The 17,946-nt window shown below is 72.8% G+C and carries 15 protein-coding genes; 7 read left to right on the top strand and 8 right to left on the bottom strand.

Annotated elements, in window-relative coordinates; genetic code table 11:
* The first annotated feature begins 63 nt into the window (after nt 1-63).
* Together metF and ABT360_RS17955 are read left to right on the top strand one after the other, a co-directional pair.
* Nucleotides 64-981: a methylenetetrahydrofolate reductase [NAD(P)H] gene (metF, locus tag ABT360_RS17960; protein WP_351816755.1), complete on the top strand. Its 918-nt coding sequence runs from the start codon at nt 64-66 to the stop codon at nt 979-981.
* Between the two features lie 51 nt (nt 982-1,032).
* Nucleotides 1,033-1,824: a hypothetical protein gene (locus tag ABT360_RS17955; RefSeq protein ID WP_351816753.1), complete on the top strand. Its 792-nt coding sequence runs from the start codon at nt 1,033-1,035 to the stop codon at nt 1,822-1,824.
* A 33-nt stretch (nt 1,825-1,857) separates the two neighbouring features.
* Here the strand turns inward: ABT360_RS17955 and ABT360_RS17950 are convergent, their stop codons facing one another.
* From ABT360_RS17950 to ABT360_RS17935, 4 genes are all read right to left on the bottom strand, one after another.
* Nucleotides 1,858-3,372 carry a phytoene desaturase family protein gene (locus tag ABT360_RS17950; protein ID WP_351816750.1) on the bottom strand — a complete coding sequence of 505 codons (1,515 nt, stop codon included), beginning with the start codon at nt 3,370-3,372 and terminating at the stop codon, nt 1,858-1,860.
* A 465-nt stretch (nt 3,373-3,837) separates the two neighbouring features.
* On the bottom strand, nt 3,838-4,446 hold the full coding sequence (locus ABT360_RS17945; protein ID WP_351816747.1) for a TetR/AcrR family transcriptional regulator: 609 nt from the start codon (nt 4,444-4,446) through the stop codon (nt 3,838-3,840).
* 11 nt (nt 4,447-4,457) lie between these two features.
* Entirely contained in the window at nt 4,458-6,551 is a 2,094-nt protein-coding gene (locus ABT360_RS17940; protein ID WP_351816744.1) for a YhgE/Pip domain-containing protein, read from the bottom strand.
* Entirely contained in the window at nt 6,523-7,395 is an 873-nt protein-coding gene (locus tag ABT360_RS17935) for an ATP-binding cassette domain-containing protein (RefSeq protein ID WP_351816888.1), read from the bottom strand. The genes ABT360_RS17940 and ABT360_RS17935 overlap by 29 nt, the downstream gene beginning before the upstream one ends.
* Before the next feature lie 290 nt (nt 7,396-7,685).
* Between ABT360_RS17935 and ABT360_RS17930 the strand changes: the two genes are divergently transcribed.
* The 3 genes from ABT360_RS17930 to ABT360_RS17920 all read left to right on the top strand — a co-directional run bounded on the left by ABT360_RS17930 (nt 7,686) and on the right by ABT360_RS17920 (nt 9,658).
* Nucleotides 7,686-8,171, top strand: coding sequence for an SAV_6107 family HEPN domain-containing protein (locus ABT360_RS17930; protein ID WP_351816741.1), 486 nt, complete (start codon nt 7,686-7,688; stop codon nt 8,169-8,171).
* Between the two features lie 70 nt (nt 8,172-8,241).
* The gene (locus tag ABT360_RS17925) at nt 8,242-9,000 is read left to right on the top strand and encodes a methyltransferase (RefSeq protein ID WP_351816738.1); all 759 of its coding nucleotides are present in this window, start codon (nt 8,242-8,244) and stop codon (nt 8,998-9,000) included.
* 265 nt (nt 9,001-9,265) lie between these two features.
* Nucleotides 9,266-9,658, top strand: coding sequence for a DUF3040 domain-containing protein (locus ABT360_RS17920; RefSeq protein ID WP_351816735.1), 393 nt, complete (start codon nt 9,266-9,268; stop codon nt 9,656-9,658).
* 614 nt (nt 9,659-10,272) lie between these two features.
* Here the strand turns inward: ABT360_RS17920 and ABT360_RS17915 are convergent.
* The 4 genes from ABT360_RS17915 to ABT360_RS17900 form a co-directional block, all read right to left on the bottom strand.
* On the bottom strand, nt 10,273-12,696 hold the full coding sequence (locus ABT360_RS17915) for a transglutaminase TgpA family protein (protein WP_351816732.1): 2,424 nt from the start codon (nt 12,694-12,696) through the stop codon (nt 10,273-10,275).
* A complete protein-coding gene (locus tag ABT360_RS17910) occupies nt 12,693-14,060 on the bottom strand; it encodes a DUF58 domain-containing protein (protein WP_351816729.1) in 1,368 nt (455 codons plus the stop codon). Before ABT360_RS17910 ends, ABT360_RS17915 begins: the two co-directional genes overlap by 4 nt.
* Nucleotides 14,060-15,232 (bottom strand): AAA family ATPase, encoded by a 1,173-nt coding sequence (locus ABT360_RS17905; RefSeq protein WP_351816726.1) that lies wholly within the window; start codon nt 15,230-15,232, stop codon nt 14,060-14,062. The genes ABT360_RS17910 and ABT360_RS17905 overlap by 1 nt, the downstream gene beginning before the upstream one ends.
* 209 nt (nt 15,233-15,441) lie before the next feature.
* Nucleotides 15,442-15,990 carry a beta-class carbonic anhydrase gene (locus ABT360_RS17900; RefSeq protein ID WP_351816723.1) on the bottom strand — a complete coding sequence of 183 codons (549 nt, stop codon included), beginning with the start codon at nt 15,988-15,990 and terminating at the stop codon, nt 15,442-15,444.
* Nucleotides 15,991-16,386: 396 nt separating this feature from the next.
* Here ABT360_RS17900 and rsmH point away from each other — a divergent pair, with 396 nt between their 5' ends.
* A complete protein-coding gene (rsmH, locus tag ABT360_RS17895) occupies nt 16,387-17,343 on the top strand; it encodes a 16S rRNA (cytosine(1402)-N(4))-methyltransferase RsmH (RefSeq protein WP_351816720.1) in 957 nt (318 codons plus the stop codon).
* 80 nt (nt 17,344-17,423) lie between these two features.
* Nucleotides 17,424-17,831, top strand: coding sequence for an FtsB family cell division protein (locus tag ABT360_RS17890; protein ID WP_351816717.1), 408 nt, complete (start codon nt 17,424-17,426; stop codon nt 17,829-17,831).
* Nucleotides 17,832-17,946: the final 115 nt, after the last annotated feature.

The raw sequence follows: 17,946 nt of genomic DNA, 5'->3' as shown, positions 1-17,946 counted from the left end.
GCAAAAGCGACAAATAACCCTGCTCTGGTTGGGTGACGCCCGACCCGTGGCTAACCTGCCCGTATGGCCCTTGGCACACCTTCCACCAGGACAGATCGCGCACGAACGGTGCGCGATCTGCTCGCGACCGGCAAGACGACGTACTCCTTCGAGTTCTGGGCGCCCAAAACCGAGAAGGGCGAGCGGAACCTCTGGAACGCGCTGCGCCGGGTCGAGGCGGTGGCTCCCAGCTTCGTCTCCGTGACGTACGGAGCCGGCGGCTCGACGAGGGCCGGGACGGTCAAGGCCACCCAGGAGATCGCCGCCGACACCACGCTCACCCCGGTCGCGCACCTCACCGCCGTCGACCACACCATCGCCGAACTGCGCAACATGATCGGCCAGTACGCCGACGCCGACATCAGGAACATCCTCGCCGTCCGGGGCGACCCGCCCGGCGACCCGATGGGCGAGTGGGTCCCGCACCCCCAGGGCGTGCGGTACGCCGCCGACCTGGTCCGGCTCATCAAGGAGTCCGGCGACTTCTGCGTCGGCGTCGCGGCCTTCCCCGAGATGCACCCGCGCTCCACCGACTGGGACACCGACATCCGGCACTTCGTGGACAAGTGCCGGGCGGGCGCGGACTACGCGATCACCCAGATGTTCTTCCGCCCGGAGGACTATCTGCGACTGCGCGACCGGGTCGCTGCCAAGGGCTGCGAGACCCCGATCATCCCCGAGATCATGCCGGTCACCAGCGTCAAGCAGATCGACCGGTTCGCTCAGCTCAGCAACGCCCACTTCCCGCCCGAGCTGAAAGAGCGGATCCTCGCCGTCAAGGACGATCCGGCCGCTGTACGCTCCATTGGCATCGAGTACGCGACGGAGTTCTGCGCGCGGCTGCTCTCCGAGGGTGTCCCCGGATTGCACTTCATCACGCTCAACAACTCCACGGCAACGCTCGAGATCTACGAGAATCTCGGACTGCACAAGCAGTCCTGACCGGCCGTACCCGCCTCGTCCCGGGGCGGGGGCCGTACGAGAGGGGCGGGCATGGGCTGGACGGTCCTCTACATCGCGTTCGGTGTTGTCGCGTTGTGGCTGCTCGGGGAAGTGCTCCTGCAGTACAAGGCCCGGCTGCGCTGGCGGCTGCTCGCCTTCGCCGGGTTCCTGGGCGTGGTCCTCGGTGTGCTGCTGTCGTCCGTCCCCATGATCGCGGCGGGCGCGATCGCCTTCGCGGTCGGCCAGACGTACGTCACGCTCTCCTTCCGGCGTGGTTTCTCCACGGGATGGGCGATCGGCGGCCGCCCCGGTGCCAGCCGCCGCCGCAGGTCCGGTGCCGCGGCGGGGGGCGCGGCCGCCGCCGGTCCGACCCTGGAGGTCTCGGACCTCGAGTACGAGCAGCGGGAGCAGGAGCCCACGGCCGCCGAGACGACCGCGGTCTACGCCCCGGAGCCGCTGCCGGACGAGACCGGGCAGTACGGCGTCTACAACGAGCCCGCCCCGACCGTCCAGGCGGCGTCCTACGACAGCGGCTTCGGCACCTATGCCGCCACCGGGTACGACCAGCAGGGCACCTACGCCACGGCGACGACGTACGACTACGGAACCGTCGGGGAGCAGACCTACGCCGCGTACTCCGACCCGTACATCGGCACCGCGCCGTACGACAACAGCGGCTATGGCGGCCAGCAGCAGTACGCCGACCCCTACGCCCCCCAGTACGGCATGGAAACCCCGCCCGGCGGCGTATGGGTGCCGCAGCAGCGCGACGGGGAGCACCAGGCCCCGCAGCAGCCGCCGTACGGCTACGACCAGGGCCAGGGCGACCAGTACCGCTACTGAGCAGCGAGGCGCGTTACCGATCCCCCCGGTCCGCTACTGAGAACCGCGGAAGTCCGCGCCCTCCACGATCAGCCCGGCCACCAGGGCCCCCGACATCCCGGCGTGCGCGAGTCCGCCGCCCGGGTGCGCCCAGCCCCCGGCGAAATACAGCCCGCCCAGGGGCGCCGGGTTCGCGGCGGGCAGCAGTGAGCCGCGCGCACCGGCCAGCGCGGGGCCGGGCACCTGGAAGACTCCCGTCTCGCGGAACGTGTCGGCCGGGGTGCGGACCTCCCGCCACAGCAGCCGCTCCCGCAGACCGGGCACGGCGGCCGCCGCGGCCTCGACCATCCGGTCGGCGAACGCGTCCGCAGCCGCCCCCTGGTCGGTGCCCCACAGGCTGTCCGACGGCCACGCCCCACCGGCCGCCACGGTCGCGGTGACCGTCACCGACTCGTGGTCCCCGTCCGGGCGCAGCCGCTCGTCGTCGGGGCGCAGCACCACGACGGTCGGCCGGTCGCACAGCCGCCCCCGCGCAAGGGCGTCCAGCTCGTCCTCCCGGTCGGCGGAGTGGACCACCGTCCGGTGCACGGCGCCCGCCTCCCGCGCGCCCCGCAGCGCCAGGCACACGGTGACCCTGCCCGTCCGCACCGCCTGCTGGTGGCGCGGCCACTCGTCCGTGCTCTCCCAGGCCAGGACCTCGTCCCGGTACAGCGCGGGCAGCGGGGCACCCGCGACCACGTGGTCCGCCTCGACCGGCTCCCCGTCGTCCAGCTCGACGCCCACCGCCCGCCCGTCCTTCACCAGCACGTCGGCCACCGACGTGCCGAAGACGAACTCCACCTTCCGCTCCAGGCACCGCTCGTACACGGCGTCAGCCAGCGCCCGGATGCCGCCCGCCACGTACCAGCTGCCGAAGGTCTGCTCCATGTACGGCAGCACCGCGGCCGCGGCGGGGGCGGTCGCCGGGTCGAAGCCGTACGCCAGGGCGTGGCTCTCCAGCAGGGCGGCCAGCCGCGGGTCGCGCAGCTCGCGCCGCCCCACCTCGGCGAGCGTGGCCGCGGGACGGCGGAGCAGGCCCGTCTTCAGCGCCGGGTACGGGTCACGCGCGAACGGCTTCACATCGGCCGGCAGGGGCTCCTCCAGCAGCGGCCTGCGCGAGCGGTCCCAGGCGTCCCGCGCGCGGGTCAGGAACTCGCCCCACCGCGTCCCCGCGCCCGTGCCGAGCGCCGCGTCCAGCGCGGAGACGATTCCGGCCCGTGAGGCGTTCGGCAGCGACACCGCCGTGCCGTCGGCGAAGACATGGCGGCTCGCCGGGTCGACCTGGGTCAGCTCGACGCACCGCTCCAGCGGCTCCTTGCCCGTCTTGACGAACAGGTCCCGGTACACGGCGGGCAGGTGCAGCAGCCCCGGTCCGGTGTCGAAGGCGAAGCCGTCGCGCTCGAACCGGCCCACCGCGCCGCCGTACGTCCCGCCGCGCTCGTACACCGTCACCCGGTGGCCCGCCACCGCCAGCCGCGCCGCCGCCGCCATGGCGCCCATCCCCGCGCCGATCACCACAATCCGTGCCATGCCAGGGACCTTATCCGGCGCCACTGACACGCTCTCCGGGCGGGCGGACGCACGCGCGCGTGGGCACCGGCACGGACCCCTGAGTACCCGTACCTAGGGAGCGAGATGAGTAGGTACGCGGATGGGCCGGGACCGGCCCGGAAGGAAGAGTGGAGACCACGGAAGGGGCGCGGGGCCGGCACCGCCGGCACGGGGCGGCGGAACCGGCACTGCGCACCTGACGGAACGGGGGTGCACAACGGAGAGCCCGGGGACCGACGGGGGACACACGGGGGTCAGGGCTCTCCCATCCGGGGGGACGCACGGGGGAACGCACGGGGGACACGGGGGAATGACGCCGGTCCGGTGAGGCTCGGGGGGATCGAGCCTCACCGGACCGGCTTCTTCGTGTACGGGGCTTCCTTGGTTGTACGGGTCTTCTACGGGGCCATCGTGATGTGCCGAGCCCCTGCTCGCCGTCCCTGCCTACCGGCCGCTGACGCGCCCGTGCAGCAGCCGGGACAGAGCGGCGTGGACGTCGTCGATGGAGCGCTCACGCTGGAACGCCTGCCAGTCCAGCGCCGCCACCAGCACCATCCCCACCAGCGCCGCCGCCGTCAGCGGGATGTCGATCTCGTCGCTGAGCTCACCACCCGCCACGCCCTCGCGCAGCACCGTCTCGACGACCGCGACCGCCTCCTGACGTACCACCAGGAGGGTCGACTGCCATGCGCGGTTGGTGCGCCACAGCTCGGCCACGTACAGCTGCGTGAAGGCCGGGTAGCGGTCGATGAAGACCAGCCCCGCGCGGATCATCGCGTCCAGCGCCTCGACCCTGGTCCCGCCGCGCTCGGCCGTCTCGTCGGCGGCGGCCCGGAGGGACGCGGTGAGCAGCCCGACGCCGTGCCGCAGCAGTTCCTCGAAGAGCTCGGTCTTGCTCTTGAAGTTGTAATAGACCGTGCCCTTGGCCACCCCGGCGCGCTCGGCGATCTCGTCCACGGTCGTCGCCGAGAAGCCCTGCTCGGCGATGAGGGTCACGGCGGCCTCGTAGAGCTTGGCGCGGGTGGCCTGCCGTCTGCTGCTCTGGGTGTCCATGGCGTCGATTCTCACAGGCTCAGCTCCGGGTGCAGGCGATCCAGGGTCCACACCTGCTTGCGTCGCGCGGAGACGGCCGTCAGGGCGAGTGCGCCGAGGGTGAAGGCGGCCAGCACGGCGCAGCCCTGCCAGACCGGCCCCAGGCCGCCGCCCGTGATGAGCCGGCGCAGTGCCTCGACGACGTACGTCATCGGCAGGAAGGGATGGATCGCGTTGAAGAAGCCCGGGCTGGTCTGTACGGGGTACGTGCCACCGGCCGAGGTCAGCTGGAGCATCAGCAGGGCCAGGACGAGGATCCGTCCGGCGGCGCCGAAGCGGGCGTTGAGCCACTGGATGATCGCCGCGAAGCAGCAGGTGACCAGAACCAGGAACGCCACCGTCCCGGCGGGGCGTGCCATCTCCAGGCCCATACCCGGCGCCCAGTGCAGGACGGACATCAGGGCGGCCACCTGGAGCACGCCGATCGTGGCCACCGGCAGCCAGCCGGCCATCGCGATGCGCCCCGCGGAGGCACCGGCGGCGAGGGCGCGGCGGTTGAGCGGCTGGATGAGCATGTACGCCACCATGGCGCCCACCCAGAGGGAGAGCGGGATGAAGTAGGGGGCGAACCCGGTGCCGTAGTTGGGCGCCTTGTGCAGCGACTGGGAGGCGAGCTTGACCGGGTCGGCCATCACCTCGGTGCGGCGGTCGCGGGCTTCCTTGTCGTAGTCGGGGATCTTGTCGACACCGTCGTTGAGGCCGGTGGCCAGCTCGGTGGAGCCGTCGGCCAGCTTGTACAGGCCGGTGTCGAGCTCGCCGGCACCCTTCTTGAGCCGGCCGACTCCGCTGTCGAGCTCGGTGGACCCCGACTTGGCGGTGGTCAGACCGGTGTGCAGGGTGTCCGCGCCGGTGGCGACCTTGTGGGCGCCGGTGTTCAGCTCGTTGATCTTGCTCACGGCGTAGGCGAGGTCCGTGTCGAGGTTCGGCGCCCGCTTGGCGAGGGCGTCGGCCTTGGTCTGCAGGTCCTTCAGCTGCGCGTCCAGCTTCTTCAGGTCGCCGTTGCTGTCCTCGGCCAGTACGCCGAGGTCATCGGCGATCTTCGCCACGTCGGCGGACGCGACCTTCGCCCTCTGCATCTTCGGGCACAGCTTGGCGTCGGGCAGGGGCTTGTCCTCGCACTCCTCCTTGTGGATGGTGGCGAGCTCGTCGGCGGCCACGTGCGCGCCCGCCCTCAGCGTGGGCCCGCTCTTCACGATGAGGTCCAGGCTGTTGCGCATGCCCTGCGAGAAGTCGGAGACCAGCCGGGCGGAGTCGCCGATCTTCTTGCCGTTGTCCTTGAGGTACGGACGTACGTCGGCGGCCACGGCATTGACCTTGTCGGCGAGCACCTGGGTGCCGTTGGCGACGTCCCGGGCGCCCCTTTCCAGGTTGGCCGCGCCGGTGTCCAGCTTCTTCAGGCCGCCGGCCAGCTCGCCGCTGCCCTTCTTGGCGTCGGTGAGGCCGTCGGAGAGGTCCTTGGAGCCCTTCTTGGCCTTCGCCGCCCCGCTCTTGAGCTCGTCGGCTCCCTTGGCCGCCTTCTCGGTGGCGTCGTGGAGGTCGGAGAACTTGATGAAGATCTTGTCGAGGAACGACCGGGAGGACTTCGTCGACGCGGCGGTGCGGACCTCGGCGAACACGGTCCGCGAAATCTGCCCCACGATGTAGTTGTTGGCGTCGTTGGTGCGCACCTGAAGGGCGCCGGTCTCGGGCGCGTCGCCGGAGTTGGACGCGATCCGCTCACTGAAGTCGCCGGGCATGGTCAGCGACAGGTAGTACGTACCGTTCTCGACGCCCTCGCGGGCCTCCGCGTCGCTCACCTCGTGCCACTCGAAGACCTTGCTCTCGCGCAGGTTCTTGGTGATGTCGTCACCGGCGGTGATCTTCTTGCCGTCCGCGGTCGCGCCCTTGTCCTCGTTGACGAGCGCGACCGGAAGCTTCTCGAGCTTGCCGTACGGGTCCCAGAAGGACCACAGGTACAGGGCGCCGTACAGCAGCGGCAGCAGCAGGATCGCCACGAGTGCGACGCGTGGCAGCCTCCCCCTGCCGAACCGCTTCAGCTCAAGCGCGGCCAGTTTCGGCGAGCGCATCGGCCGCCCCCTTCTCGGTCTCGGTCCTGGACGTGGTTTCGGTCTCGCCGGTCCTGTCGGAGTCGGACTCGTCGGTCCTGGTCGCGGTCCCGGTCCCGGTCGCGGTGGCGGTCGCGGTCCCGGTCGCGGTCGCGGTCCCGGTCTCGTCGGGCTGGTCCGCGCCGGTGCTGTCCGTGCCGCCGGTGCGGATGGTGGTCGTGCCGCCGGGTCCCTCGCTGCACACCGCGAGGACGGTCGTGCCGCCGTCGGCGATGGACCGCAGCAGCGACCAGGCCTCGGCGCGGTCGGCGCCGGAGAGCTTCAGGTCCGTGTCGTCGACCGCCAGCAGGCGCGGCTCGCCGATCAGCGCCAGGGCGATCGACAGGCGCAGGGCCTCCAGCCGCTCCAGGTCCCGCACGGAGGTGCGCTCCGCCTTCGGCAGGGCGGCCAGGTCCAGGCCGGCGGCTTCCAGGGCGGCCTCGACGCGCGCGCGGGAGGCGGCGGCACGCTCGGCGCGCGGGCGCAGCAGGGCGAGCGGCGAGCCGTCGAACCGGCGCTGGAGCAGGGCGCGCTCGCGCAAGTGCTCGGCGACGGTCAGCGCGGGGTCGAGGTCGCTGACGCCGGGCACCGGGCCGAGCGCGCTGATCCGTCGTACGGCGGCCATCTTGCGCGGCAGCGGCAGCCCGCCGACGTCCGCCCCTCCCTCGGTCGCGCGCATCCGGCCGGTGAGCGCCAGCAGCAGGCAGGTGCGGCCTGAGCCGGACGGCCCCTCGATCGTCACCAGCGCGCCGGGCGCGGCGTCCACCGTCACGCCGCGGAAGGCCCAGCCGCGGGGACCCTTCAGCCCGAACCCCTTCGCGACCACGGCGGCACCGCGCGGCCGGTGGTCGTCCGGCCGCTGTTCGCGCCGCTCGTCCTCGGTGCGGCTCTCGGTCTTGCCCGCCCCGGCATCCGCTTCCCGCTCGTCCGGGATTTCCAGGTCGTCGTCCTGGCTGTCCACGAGCCCCCATTTCTTTGAACTGACCGGTCAGTGCAAAAACTTACTCCGAACCTTCGATCGAGGCAAAAGGCCAGGTCGGGCGGGATTGTCAGTGGTGGCTTGCACCATGAGGGCATACGGCCGTAGTGCCGTGACACGACGACAGGAGGTTCGTCATGGCCGGTTCCCACGCGGCGGCGAGCGACGTCCACCCCGTGCTGCGTCGCGCCTCGGCGCCGCCCGCCGCCCTCGACCTGCTCGACCAGGCACGCGCGGGCCTGGAAGAGGCGAGGGCCCTCGAGACCCCCAACGAGCGGTACGGCACCGCCCACCTCGCCGCCCTCCGTACCGCGGCCGCCGTGCTCGCCGTCCGCGGCCGCCCCGAGAACACTCCGCGCAAGCGGCAACAGATCCGCAGCGCCTGGGAGGTGCTTCCGGAGATAGCGCCCGAGCTGACCGAGTGGAGCGCCCTGTTCGCCTCCGGGGCCTCCCGCAGGGCGCGCGCGGAAGCGGGCATAGAGGGCGCGGCCGGCAGCCGGGACGCGGACGACCTGATCCGGGACGTGACCATGTTCCTGGGCCTGGTGGAGCGGCTGTTGGTACCGCAGCCCGTGCTGCCGCAGCCCAGGGCCCGGAAGGCGGATGCCGACCAGCGGAACTGAGTGACCGGGCACGGCCCGTCAGGCCATAGGGTGGGAAGCGTTCGTAACCGTCACCGAGGAGTCAACTGCCGTGTCGGACCCGCAGCGCCCCCGCGCCTCCCTTCGTACCGCCGTGGTGTGGGACGTTCTCGAGGAGGCCCTCGACCGCCGGGTCAAGGCGACCGGCAAGGACGGTCTGGACGTCCTCGACACCGGCGGCGGCAGCGGAAACTTCGCCGTGCCCGTCGCCCGGCTCGGCCACCGGGTCACCGTCGTCGACCCAAGCCCCAACGCGCTCTTCGCACTGGAGCGCCGCGCCGCCGAAGCCGGGGTCGCCGACCGGGTGCGCGGCGTCCAGGGCGACATCCACGGCCTGTTCGACGTCGTCGAGCGCGGCGGCTACGACGCGGTGCTGTGCCACGGCGTCCTGGAGTACGTGGACGACCCCGCGGAAGGCGTGCGCCGCGCCGTGGAGGCCCTGCGGCCCTCCGGTACGCTCAGCCTGCTCGCGGCCGGGCTCGGCGGCGCCGTACTCGCGCGGGCGCTCGCCGGGCACTTCACCGAGGCCCGCCGCGCGCTGACCGACCCGGCCGGCCGCTGGGGAGAAGGCGACCCGGTGCCGCGGCGCTTCACGGCCGAGCAGCTGACCGAGGCCGTCGAGTCGGCCGGTGTCGAGGTCGGCGCCGTGCACGGCGTGCGGGTCTTCGCCGACCTCGTCCCCGGAGTCCTGGTCGACACCGAGCCCGGTGCCCTGGACGCGCTCCTCAAGTTGGAGGCGGCCGCAGCCGAGCTTCCCGCGTTCCGGTCGGTCGCCACCCAACTGCACGTCCTGGGCGAAAAGCGCGGCTGATCCGACCAGCGGGCTGATCAGCGGCGCAGCCGCAGATGGAGTACGCCACAGGCCCCCCGCTCGCGTCCGGATCCCCGTATGATCGAGGGACACCATCCGGCATGACGGATCGGAGGACGGGGAATCAACGCCTCACCACCCGAACCGGCATGGCGGTCCGATCGGTGAAAGGCACAGAGGGCGGGTTTCACGGGGGCGAATCCCTGCCTATCCTGAAAGGGCCGCATACCGGTCGCCCCCAGCGACCGACGACGAGGAGGACTCCGTGCCGCTCTCGGAGCACGAGCAGCGAATGCTCGAGCAGATGGAGCGAGCGCTGTACGCCGAAGATCCCAAGTTCGCGACAGCGCTCGAGGGAAGCGGGCTGCGTACACACACCCGGCGACGGGTCTACCAGGCGGTCGCAGGCTTCCTGGTGGGTATCGCGCTCCTCATGGCCGGAATGGTCGCCCAGCAGATCTGGATCAGCGTGGTGGGATTCCTCGTCATGCTCGGCTGTGCGGTCCTCGCGGTCACCGGATGGCGTAAGGCGCCCAAACCGGGCGAGCAGCAGGCCGAGGGAGGCACGGCCCACGGCCGACACCCCCGGCAGCGCCGATCGATGATGGATCGGATCGAGCAGCGGTGGCAGCGCCGCCGCGACGAGCAGGGACACTGAACGCACGGCCGCGAGGCCACGCCACAGCGTGAGGTACGGGTGAGGGGCGACCGCTTCCGGGCGGTCGCCCCTCACCCGCACCCGTAAGCGGCCCACACAGGCCCCACCAGCACCCTGACCGCGCCCGCCCGACCGTGCGAGTCCGGCCCGCGCCCGTGGTCACCCCACCCGTGGTTCCCGCAGCCACCGCCCGCCCGCCGAGGCCGATGCCCGGCCACTCGCGCCGCGCTCCGGTTCCGGCGCCCGTATCCGGCCGAGGCCGATGCCCGGCGGCTCGCGACGCCCTCCGGGTTCGGCGCCCGTATCCGGGGGAGCCCTATGCCCGGCCACTCGCGCCGCGCTCCCGGTCCGGCACCCGTATCCCGCCGCGGTCCTCGTCCGGCCGCCCGTGAGGTCCACCGCGTCATGTGTCATCCCTGCCGCGGGCCGTCGCCCGGCCGCCGCACCGGTAGCAGCCGAAGCGGCGGCTGCGCGAGGCGGTGGCCGCTCAGGTGGTTGCCGGTGCGGTGCGGTGCGATGCGGTGCCGGGTCGCGGAACGGACAAGGCCCCGGCTGGTGGGCCGGGGCCTTGTCCGCTGCGCGGGGGGGGGGCGCCCGAGGGCGCTCCGGGCGGCTCAGCCGCGCTGGCGGGAGGGGCGGCGGAGCACGGAGGACCAGTGGGTCACCAGGCGCCGGCGCCGGTCGGCCCACCGGGTGGTGACCGCTGCCCACCGGTCCGAGCACGCCCACACCACCCGGACGGTCGAGCGCGGAGCCAGCAGCGCGCGCAGCCGGGCGGCGCGGCCGGCCCCGGCGGCCAGGCCCTCACGGATCCGTGCGGCGTCCTCGGCCAGCCCGGCCACCGGGCGCGGCCACGGGGCGTAGAGCACCTGCTCCACCGCACCGGCCACCCGGTGCACCGCCTCGGCGGGCGCGCCCTCCAGCTTGCCCAGCAGGATGAGCCGCACGGCCGTCTTGCGCGGCGTCTGCGACTCGTCCGGCGGGATGCCGTAGTCCCAGGCCGTGTCGATGACCTCCTCCCAGGCCGCCAGTGTCCGGGCGGCCACTTCCTCGGCACCGCGCCCTGCGGCGCCCAGGCGACGGGCCCGTACCCGTACCCGCCACAGCAGCGGCAGCAGCGGTATCAGCACCACGGCAGCCACCCCCGCGGCGACGAGCAGGACCGTGGTCAGCGGCGGGCCCGAATCGGCCGGCGTGACGGCGCCCGGCTCCTCGGTGTCGCCGCACTCACCCAGCCGCCGCGCCTGCGGCGGGCAGCTGTCCTGGGCGGAAGGCCGCGCGGACGGCACCGCGGCGGCGCTCTCCTCGGGCTGCGCCGGAGTGCTCGGCAGGCCCGTCGGCGCCTCCGGCCGGGTGTACTCGGGCACCGAGCCGCGCGTCGGCGTGGGCTCGAAGCGGGTCCACCCCACGCCCTCGAAGTACAGCTCCGGCCAGGCGTGAGCGTCACGTATGCCGACCGACATGGTGCGGGCCGACTGGGGGGCGCCGGGGGTGAAACCGACCGCGACCCGTGCAGGAATCTCCAGCGTGCGGGCCATCGCCGCCATCGCGAAGGAGAAGTGGATGCAGAACCCTTCCTTGTCCCTCAGGAACTGCGAGATCGCCGTGGCACCCGTACCGGACGACACCTCGGTGTCGTAGCGGAACCCGCCTTCCACCGCGAACCAGTCCTGGAGCTTGACGGCCCGCTCGTAGTTGTTCGTCGCGTCCTTGGTCACCCGCAGAGCCGTCGACCTCACGTCCGGCGGCAGAGTCGCGGGCACCTTGGTGTACTCGCGCGCCACGGACTCCGGGGCGGCAGGCGCGCCGGCCAGCTGCTGCCGGGTCGGGTTCACGACCAGGCTGCTCACCGAGTACTGCACGCCCTTGGTGGTCTGGCCCTTGTCGCCGACGAGCGTGCGTCCGAGCGGTTCGTACCGCCAGCGGCCGTCGGTCTCCACCCGGGACGCCGGATAGGGCAGCGGCAGCCACGTCTGCTCGTAGGTGCCGGACGCCGAGATAGTGGTCGTGATCTCCGACGTACTGACGTTCCCGCTCAGCCCGGCCGGTTGCGGAAGCCGCTCGGGCACGTCGCTGAGCGGACGCTCGGCGAGCTTCCAGGACGCGCCGTCGAAATCGTCGAGCGAGGTCAGGCGCAGATACAGTCCGGAGGTCTCCTCCGCGTTGGTGCTGTAGCGCAGCACCTCGCGGTCCTCGGGCTGGTTCAGGTTGTTCTGGAGGGACACCAGCGGGTTGACCGCGTCGATCGTGCCCCCGCCGCGACCACCCTCGGAGCCCGTGCCGCCCAGCAGCCCGCCGCTGAGCGACGGCAGCGCGGCGGGCACGACCAGCGCGATGCCCAGGGCCACCACGCCGATCCGCCGCCCCGTACGCACCGGGGCCAGCGGCCCCCCGCCCGACGCCTTCGGCCCCGCCGCGCCCCGGCCGCCCCGGGACGGCGCCGCGCCGCCGAAGACCCGCCCCCACTGGGAGAGCCGGTCGCGGCCCTCCGCCAGCAGAAGCACCAGGTAGCCGGAGGCGGCCAGCAGGAACCACAGCCAGCTCGCGCCGCCGCCCGACAGCCCGGCGGCCACCGAGTACAGCGCGAGCAGCGGCAGCCCCGCCGGAGCGGCGCTGCGGAACGTCACCGCGAGGGCGTCGACCGCCAGCCCGATCAGCAGCACGCCGCCGACCAGCATCAACCGGATGCCGTCCGTCGCGGGCGCCGGGATCGCGTACTGCCCGACGTCCTCCGCGCCCGCGGTCAGCAGGACACCGAACCGCTGGACGGCGTCCGGCCCGGGAAGGAACCCGGCGAACGCCTGGTCCCGTGCGAAGACGACCGTCAGTGCCACCAGAGTCGCCAGGGCCTGGACCACCACCGTCAGCGCCCGTGCCGACGACCACCGCCGCACCAGCGCGCCCGCCCCGCTCTGGACCGCCAGCAGCAGCGCGGCCTGGACGATCCACGTGGCCGGATCGACCAGCGGCAGCAGCGCACCCGCCGCCATCAGCGTGGCGGCAAAGGCGCACAGCGCCAGCCTCGCGCGACCGCTCATGACCAACCCCCCGATACCCCGGTCATACCGCTCGTACCGCTGCCGACGGCCCCCGATGCGCCGCCGGCCCGGCCCGCGTGCCGCCACAGCTCGGCGAGCGACGCCCCGGGCGGCACGGCCACCGCGGTCCATCCCGCGTCACGCAGCCGCCGCAGGCTGTCCTCCACGGCCCCGGCCACCGCGCCGCCGGTCAGCCACGTACCGCTGTCCAGGACGAAGGCGACGGCCGCGCCGCTGCGCTGCCGCATCCGGGCGGCCACCGCGGCCTGCTCCTCGTCCAGGTCGCCGATGAAGGCGACCAGCAGTCCCTCGTTCCCGCCGCGCAGCAGGTCGTACGCGCGCGAGAGGCCTGCCCCGTCGGAGTGGTCGACGACCGCGAGGGTGTCCATCATCAGGCCCGCCGCGTCGGCGGAGTCCTGCGTCGATCCGGTGAACCCGTCGGAGCCGTCGCCGGGCAGCGGGCTTCCCTCGTCGGTCAGCAGCCGCACCGCGAAGCCCTGTTCCAGCATGTGCACCACCACCGAGGCCGCGCCCGACACCGCCCACTCGAAGGCGGAGTCCGGTCCGGAGCCCTGATAGGCCACCTCACGGGTGTCCAGGAGCACCGTGCACCTGGCCCGCTGCGGCTGCTCCTCACGGCGCACCATCAGCTCGCCGTACCGCGCGGTGGACCGCCAGTGGACGCGCCGCAGGTCGTCGCCGTAGCGGTACTCGCGGGGGATCACGTCGTCCTCGCCGGCCAGGGCCAGCGAACGCTGCCGCCCCTCGCCGTACCCCGATGCCTCGCCCGGCAGCCGCCCCGGCGGCAGCGGCTCGGTGCGCGGTATGACCGTGAGCATGTCGTAGGCACTGAACGAACGGGCCAGCTCGCACATCCCGAACGGGTCGCTCAGGCGCAGCTGGAGCGGCCCGAGCGGATAGCGCCCGCGCAGGTCCGAGCGGACCCGGTAGGACACCTCCCGACGCCCGCCCGCCTCCACCCGGTCCAGCACGAACCGGGGCCGCGGCCCCAGCACGTACGGCACGTGGTCCTGGAGCATCAGCAGCCCCGTGGGCAGCCGTGAGACGTTCTCCATCCGCAGGTGCACGCGTGCCTCGGCCCCGGCCGGTACCCGCTGCGGCGACAGCCGCCGGCTGCCGGCCACCTGGTAGCGGGTGCGGTACAGCACGAGCACGCAGACCAGCGGCAGGACGGCGAGCAGCAGCCCGACGCGCAGCAGGTCTCCCTGCCCCAGTACGTAAGCGCAGATCGCCGCGGCGACGCCGGCCGCCAGGAACGACCGGCCGCGCGTGGTCAGTCCGCCGAGGGCGGCCCGCACCCCGCCCGCGTTCTCCTCCTGGCCGGCGGGCCCCCCGGCCGCCATCACAGCCGCCGTACGCCGGGCTGCTGCTGGCCGTACAGCGGGGCACCGGCCCCGGGGCCGCCCGGCATCTGACCGCCGCCCATCTGGCCACCGGGCATCTGACCGCCCGGCACCTGGCCACCGGTCATCCGACCGCCGGACAGCGGAGAGCCGCCGGACAGGGGGGAGCCGGACATCCGGCCGCCGGGCGGCGTGGCCGCGGGCGGTGCCGCCGTCGGCACGGGCGTGCGCTGGAGGATGTCCCGTACGACCTGCTCGGACGTGCGCCGGTTCAGCTGGGCCTGGGCCGTGGGCAGCAGCCGGTGCGCCAGCACGGCGACGGCCAGCGCCTGGACGTCGTCCGGCAGCGCGTAGTCCCGGCCGCTCAGCGCGGCGGACGCCTTCGCGGCGCGCAGCAGGTGCAGCGTGGCGCGCGGCGAGGCGCCGAGCCGGAGGTCCGGGTGCGTACGGGTGGCAGCGACGAGCTCCACCGCGTACCGCCGGACCGCCTCGGAGACATGGACCGTACGCACCGCGTCGATCAGCTTCACGATGTCGTGGGCGTGTGCCACCGGCTGGAGGTCGTCCAGCGGCGACACCCCGCCGTGCACGTCGAGCATCTGGAGCTCGGCCTCGGCGCTCGGGTAGCCGATCGAGACACGGGCCATGAAACGGTCGCGCTGGGCCTCCGGCAGCGGGTAGGTGCCCTCCATCTCGACCGGGTTCTGCGTGGCCACCACCATGAAGGGGCTGGGCAGTTCGTACGTCTGCCCGTCCATGGTGACCTGGCGCTCCTCCATCGACTCCAGCAGCGCCGACTGGGTCTTGGGCGAGGCGCGGTTGATCTCGTCGCCGATCACGATCTGCGCGAAGATCGCACCCGGCTTGAACTCGAACTCACGGCGCTGCTGGTCGTAGATGGAGACACCGGTGATGTCCGACGGCAGCAGGTCGGGCGTGAACTGGATACGCCGCACGGAGCAGTCGATCGACCGCGCCAGTGCCTTGGCGAGCATGGTCTTGCCGACGCCGGGGACATCCTCGATCAGGAGGTGTCCCTCGGCGAGCAGCACGGTCAGCGAAAGCCGTACGACCTCAGGCTTGCCCTCGATCACACCTTCCACCGACCGGCGGACCCGTTCCGCTGTGGTGGTCAGATCTGTGAGGCTCGCTCGATCGTCATAGGTCGTCACACGGCCCTCCTCGGCCCGTTCCATGGGCCGTGCGCGACTGACGGCACGGTCCACCCTTGAAACACGGACACCGTCTCCGAACCATTCAGGAGCGGTGCCACCCCCGCATTCTTGTTGCCGTTACCCGTATGTGTCACTTGGCTGTGGACAACCGCGTGCGATATGTCGGGGATGGCATGGTCCGGGTGGGTGGCCGGTGCCGGGAAACGTCAGACGGCCGGGTCGATCTCGCGCAGAAGTCCCGTCTTCACGTCGAAGACGAAGCCCCGGACGTCGTCGGTGTGCGGCAGGAACGGTGACGTACGCACCCGCTGCATGGACTGCCGGACGTCCTGATCGACATCGCGGAAGGCCTCCACCGCCCAGGCCGGCCGCTGCCCGACCTCCTGCTCCAGCTCGTGCCGGAACTCCTCGGTGAGGGACTCCAGACCGCAGCCCGTGTGGTGCACCAGCACCACGCTTCGGGTGCCGAGCGCCCGCTGGCTGATGGTGAGCGAACGGATCACGTCGTCGGTGACGGCACCGCCCGCGTTGCGGATGGTGTGGCAGTCGCCGAGCTGGAGGCCCAGGGCGGCGTACAGGTCGAGCCGGGCGTCCATACAGGCGACGACGGCGACCCGCTGGACGGGGCGGGCGTCCATTCCGGGGTCGGTGAATTCGGCGGCGTAGCGCCGGTTGGCCTCGACGAGACGGTCCGTGACCGTGCCGCCGTCGTGTATCGGACTCGGCGAGGGATGCGCGGAAGCGGAAGTCGACATGGCTAAGACGTTAATGGTCACGGGGCGCCCCGGCGCGCTGTGAGGGGGGACAAAGAACGTCAACGTGCCTGGTTGTGAGGTAACCCACAGGGGGGAGCGGTGTGGCCACTGTCCGGGTGAGTCGTCCCTGGTCGCTCCCCTCACCCGGCCGCCCCGCGCGACGCGCTGCCCGGTTGATTGACCGGGCGGGGGAGTGGACTAAAGTGACGCGAAGTTCACGGAGACATTGAGCGAATCCCAGCGAATCCGCAGTTTCTCCCCCGCGTGTGCGGCGGTTACGTACGGCTCGGCCTCCTCCCGCTCGCCGGTCGGCCGACGCCCCTTTCCGGCGCCGGCGGCTTCCTGGGCGGGCGGGGACCCGGCGGTACGTACGCCGCGCCGAATCTGAGAGGGCGCATGAGCGAGACCCGACACGTCCCGGTGATGCTCCAGCGGTGCCTGGACATGCTGGCCCCCGCGCTGGGGCAGCCGGGTGCGGTGGTCGTCGACTGCACCCTGGGTCTCGGCGGCCACAGCGAGGCGCTGCTGACCCGATTCCCCGAGGCCCGGCTGATCGCGCTCGACCGGGACAAGGAGGCGCTGCGGCTCTCCGGCGAGCGGCTCGCCGGGTTCGGCGACCGCGCGACCCTCGTCCACGCCGTGTACGACGAGCTGCCCGGCGTACTGGACCGGCTCGGCGTGCCGCGCGTCCAGGGCGTCCTGTTCGACCTCGGCGTCTCCTCCATGCAGCTCGACGAGGCCGACCGGGGCTTCGCGTACGCCCAGGACGCCCCGCTCGACATGCGCATGGACCAGACGACCGGCATCAGCGCCGCGGAGGTCCTCAACACCTATCCGCCCGGTGAGCTGGTCCGCATCCTGCGCCAGTACGGCGAGGAGAAGCAGGCCAAGCGGATCGTGGGGGCGATCGTCCGGGAACGGGAGAAGGAACCGTTCACCAACAGCGCCCGGCTCGTGGAACTGATCCGTGACGCCCTTCCGCAGGCCGCCAAGCGGACCGGCGGCAACCCCGCCAAGCGGACCTTCCAGGCCCTCCGTATCGAGGTCAACGGCGAGTTGACCGTCCTGGAGCGGGCCATTCCGGCTGCGGTGAAGGCCCTCGCGGTCGGTGGCCGGATCGCCGTCCTGTCGTACCACTCGCTGGAGGACCGGCTGGTCAAGCAGGTCTTCGCGGCCGGCGCCACCAGTACCGCGCCGCCGGGGCTGCCCGTCGTGCCCGAGCGCTACCAGCCGAAGCTCAAGCTGCTGACGCGCGGCGCCGAGCTGCCCACGGAGGAAGAGGTCGCCGAGAACCGCCGCGCCGCCCCGGCCAGGCTCCGGGGCGCCGAGCGGATCAGGGAGGACGGCCTGTGAGCGGCGGGGCCGGCAGCGCGCACGGGTAGTGCGGCGACGTGGGAGCACCAGGACGGCAGCGGGGCGAACCGGGAGGACGGGTGACCAAGGCGGGACCGTTGAAGGGGCGGGCGGCGCGGCTCGCACGGCTCATGCCGTCCGGGCCGAGCACCGCGGCCCGCACCCCCTTCGTCCTGCTGGTCGTCCTGCTCCTGGGCGGCGGTCTGATCACCCTCCTGCTGCTCAACTCGTCCCTCAACGAAGGTTCCTTCCGGCTCAGCGAGCTCAAGAAGAGGACCACCGAACTCACCGACGAGGAGCAGGAACTCCAGCGGGACGTGGACGACCGCTCCGCCCCCGACGCGCTGGAGCGCCGGGCCCGTGAGCTGGGCATGGTGCCCGGCGGCAGCCCCGCCTTCCTGAGCCCCGACGGCACGGTCAAGGGCGTACCCGGCAAGGCGACGGCCGAGCCCTCCCCGCCCACCTTCCCGACGACGCCCGGCAGGTGACGCAGTGCCCCCCGCCCAGCCCCCACGCCGCCGCGTACCGGCCCCCGCCCGCTCGGAACGCCCCGCGCGGCCCGGCCGCCCGTCCGCCCGGCGCCCCCGTCAGGCGCCCCGCCCG

The sequence above is a fragment of the Streptomyces sp. NPDC000229 genome (assembly GCF_040300825.1).
Taxonomy (GTDB): Bacteria; Actinomycetota; Actinomycetes; order Streptomycetales; family Streptomycetaceae; genus Streptomyces.
The sequence above is the reverse complement of the archived record's forward strand: the minus strand, read 5'-3'. Positions and strand labels throughout refer to the sequence as shown.